Source organism: Corallococcus sp. CA041A, from assembly GCF_003612075.1.
Lineage (GTDB): Bacteria > Myxococcota > Myxococcia > Myxococcales > Myxococcaceae > Corallococcus > Corallococcus exiguus.
Genome location: NZ_RAWF01000461.1, coordinates 1 through 3,687, shown reverse-complemented (window position 1 = coordinate 3,687; position 3,687 = coordinate 1). Strand labels below are relative to the sequence as shown.

Genomic DNA, 3,687 nt, shown 5'->3' with positions numbered 1-3,687 from the left:
TTCCGGCCACGCCCACGACGCCGGGCGTCACGCCGGGGGATGACTCGAACGGGGGCGGTGGCTGCGCCGCTGGCCCGTCCGCCGCCCTGATTCCCGCCGCCGCGGCCCTCGTGGCCGGGCTCGTGCGCCGCCGGCGCCGGAACCGCTGACCCGCCCAGAGGCGCACCCCGCGAACCTGTCCGACTGTCGGACAGGTTTTCGGACCCCGCCGGGGAGGGGCGGACCCAACGGAGGTCCGAAGCCCCAGCCCCCCAGCGGCTCCCAGACGCCTCCGGCCAGCCCATCCAGGGCCTTCCGGGGGCGTCTTTTGCGTTACTCGCTTGTCAACGCTACCCGGGGATGCAAAGGCCCCATGCGACATGGCCACGACTCGTAAGCCTGGACCTTCCCGCGGCGGCCCCCCCAAGTCCGGCGGGCCCCGCACGTCCCGCCCTGGCGCGCCGAAGAAGCGCAAGGACGCCGGTGGACGCGCCGACAAACCGAAGATGAGCCGCGCCCAGCATGAACGCGCGCGCCCCAACCCCAACCGCCCCCTGCGCGAGGACCTGGTCCTCCAGGCGTGTCTGGAGGCCTACGGCGGCGTGCGCCGCGAGGGCCGCCTGTCCGACCGCGCCCTGGAGTTCGTGCTGCGCCGCAAGACGACCCTGTACTCCACCGAGCGCCGCGCCGTGGCCGAGCGCGTCTACGCGCTGCTGCGCCGCCAGCGCACCGTGGACTTCCTCCTGGAGAAGTCCCACAAGAAGTTCGACGCCCTGGACGCCACGCGGCAGGACGTCATGCGGCTGGCCGCGTCCCGCATCCTCCACGGCGAGGACCCCACCTACGTCGCGCGCTCCAGCGGGCTCACCGGCCCGGACGTGTCCGTGCTCGACCGCCTGCCGGACGCCGCCGCGGACCTGGACGCCCTGCCGGAAGCGAAGCGCTTCCCCATCGCCGCGTCGCTGCCGGACTTCCTCGCGGACCGCTTCAAGGCCGTCTTCGGCAAGGACGCCGCGAAGGCCGCCGAGGCCATGAATGAGCGCGCCCCGCTCATCGTCCGCGCCAACACGCTCAAGGGCGACCGCGCCCAGCTCCAGGACCGCCTGGCCGCGGAGGACGTGGAGTCCACGAAGCCCACCGCGCTGTCCCCCTTCGGCCTGGTGATGGAGACGCGGCTCAACCTCTTCTCCCTCCAGGACTTCAAGGACGGGGGGTTCGAGATCCAGGACGAGGGCAGCCAGCTGTTGGGCATGCTCGTGGACGCGCCGCCCACCCGCGTAATCGACGCTTGCGCGGGCGCGGGCGGCAAGACGTTGCAGCTGGCCGCGCAGATGAAGAACCGCGGCGACCTGCACGCGCTGGACGTGGACGAAGGCCGCATGGAGGACCTGCGCAAGCGCGCGCGCCGCGCCGGTGTGCACAACGTGCGCACGCAGCTCATCCCCCACGAGGGCCCGGACGCGGACGCCGCGCTCACGCCGCTGAAGGGCCTGGCGGACCGAGTGCTGGTGGACGCGCCGTGCAGCGGCTCCGGCACCTTCCGCCGCAAGCCGGACGCCCGCTACCGCCTCACTCCGGAAGACCTGGAGATGCACGTGGGCCGGCAGAAGGCCCTGCTCGCGCGCTTCGCCATGCTGGTGAAGCCCGGCGGCCGGCTCATCTACGGCACGTGCAGCGTGCTGCGTGAGGAGAACGAGAACGTGGTGGAGGACTTCCTGTCCAAGCACCCCGACTTCAGCGTGCGCCCCGTGGCGGAGGTGCTGGGCGCGGAGCTGGGCGCGAAGCTGGGGCCCGGCCCCTTCTTGCGGCTGGCCCCGCACACCCACGGCACCGACGGCTTCTTCGGCGCCGTGCTCGTCAAGGCGAAGTAACCCCGCCGTCCCCCAGGAAGAAAGGCCCTCCGTCCATGTCGCTCGCCGTCCACTACCGCGTCGCCATGCCCCGCCCGCATGCGCACCTGTTCGAAGTGGAGGCGAGCTTCCCCGCCGGGACGGACTTTCTCGACGCGGTGATGCCGGTGTGGACGCCGGGCAGCTACCTGGTGCGCGAGTACGCCCGCCAGGTGCAGGACGTCACCGCGCAGGGCCCGGACGGCCAGCCCCTGCCGGTGCGCCGCGTGGACAAGCGCACGTGGCGCGTGGACGCGCGAGGGCAGGCCGTCACCCTGCGCTACCGCGTCTACGCGAACGAGCTGTCCGTGCGCACCAGCCACCTGGACGGCAGCCACGCCTACTTCAACGGCGCCACCGTCTTCCTCTACACGGAAGCCACGCGCACCCTGCCCCACCACGTCACCGTGGACGCGCCGGAGGGCTGGCGCACGTTCTGCGCGCTGGACTCGGAAGGGGCCACCTTCCACGCGCCGGACTACGACGCGCTCGTGGACAGCCCCTTCGAGGTGGGCCCGCACACGCCGCTCACCTTCACCGCCGCGGGCGTGCCGCACGAAGTGGTGGTGTGGGGCGACAGCGTGCCGGACGCGGATCGGCTGTGCGCGGACATGCAGCGCATCTGCGAGGCCCAGGCGCGCATGTACGGAGGCCTGCCGCTCAAGCGCTATCTGTTCCTCGTCTACCTCACCGACAAGGGCCGCGGCGGGCTGGAGCACCAGGCCTCCACCGCGCTGCTCTTCCCGCGCACGGGGCTGTCCTCGCTCCGGGGCTGGGAGGACTTCCTCACGCTGGTGGCGCACGAGTACTTCCACCTGTGGAACATCAAGCGGGTGAAGCCGCGCGCGCTGGTGCCGTTCGACTACTCGCAGGAGAACTACACCACGCTGCTGTGGGCCTTCGAGGGCGGCACCGCCTACTACGACAACCTCTTCGTGCGCCGCGCGGGCCTGATGTCCCCCACGCGCTACCTGGCCCGGCTGGGGGAGACCTTTTCCCTGCTGCACTCCACTCCGGGCCGCCGCGTGCAGTCGCTCACGGAGGCGTCGCTCGTCAGCTGGGTGAAGCACTACCGCCCGGACGAGCACTCCACCAACAGCGCCATCTCCTACTACCTGAAGGGAGAGGTGGTGAGCGCGCTGCTGGACCTGGAGCTGCGCCGCGCCACCGGCGACGCGAAGTGCCTGGATGATGTCATGCGGTTGCTGTGGCAACGCCATGGCGACGGCTCCGGCGTCCCCGAGGACGGCGTGGAGCAGGCCGCGAGCGAGGTGGCGGGCGTGGACCTGACGCCCTTCTTCGACCGGACGGTGCGCTCCACGGAGGACCTGGACTACGGCGTCTTCGCGCACGTGGGGCTGGAGGTGTCCTTCCGCGTGCGGGAGGCCCCCAACGACAAGGGCGGCACGCCGCCGCGCCTCAAGGGCGAGCCCAAGCCCAAGGGCTGGCTGGGCGTCACCTTGCGCGGCTCCTCGACGCTGTCCACCGTACCGGAGGGCACGCCCGCGCTGGACGCGGGCCTGTATCCGGAGGACGACGTGGTGGCGCTGGACGGCTGGCGCGTGGACGGCGCGGGGCTCATCGCCCGCTGCGAGGACAAGCGCCCCGGCGACACCGTGAGGGTGACGCTGTTCCGCCGCGACCGCCTGCTGGAGGTGCCCGTCGTCCTGGGCCAGAAGCCCGCGGACGCCGCGTGGCTGCAGCGCGTGGAGCGCCCCACGGACGCGCAGAAGGCCGCGTTCCAGGCGTGGTTGGGGTCCCCCTGGGACGAGACTCCCGGCCCGGCGTAGGCTTTCGGGCCGCATGGCCCCTTCCCTCC

Annotated in this window: 3 protein-coding genes; all 3 read left to right on the top strand. The window is 72.3% G+C overall.

Annotated elements, in window-relative coordinates; all coding sequences use genetic code 11:
- Nucleotides 1-149, top strand: a 149-nt coding sequence (locus D7V77_RS46115; RefSeq protein ID WP_147452338.1) for an MYXO-CTERM sorting domain-containing protein, incomplete at its 5' end; no start/stop codon positions are given.
- 210 nt (nucleotides 150-359) lie between these two features.
- Complete coding sequence (locus tag D7V77_RS40980; protein WP_120581598.1) at nucleotides 360-1,850, top strand: RsmB/NOP family class I SAM-dependent RNA methyltransferase; 1,491 nt, start codon at nucleotides 360-362, stop codon at nucleotides 1,848-1,850.
- Nucleotides 1,851-1,885: 35 nt separating this feature from the next.
- Nucleotides 1,886-3,658 (top strand): M61 family metallopeptidase, encoded by a 1,773-nt coding sequence (locus D7V77_RS40975; RefSeq protein WP_120581597.1) that lies wholly within the window; start codon nucleotides 1,886-1,888, stop codon nucleotides 3,656-3,658.
- Nucleotides 3,659-3,687: the final 29 nt, after the last annotated feature.

What these genes read in the sequence shown, in the direction of transcription:
- D7V77_RS40980 (WP_120581598.1), top strand. Translation starts at nt 360, where the DNA reads ATGGCCACGACTCGTAAGCCTGGACCTTCCCGCGGCGGCCCCCCCAAG.
- D7V77_RS40975 (WP_120581597.1), top strand. Translation starts at nt 1,886, where the DNA reads ATGTCGCTCGCCGTCCACTACCGCGTCGCCATGCCCCGCCCGCATGCG.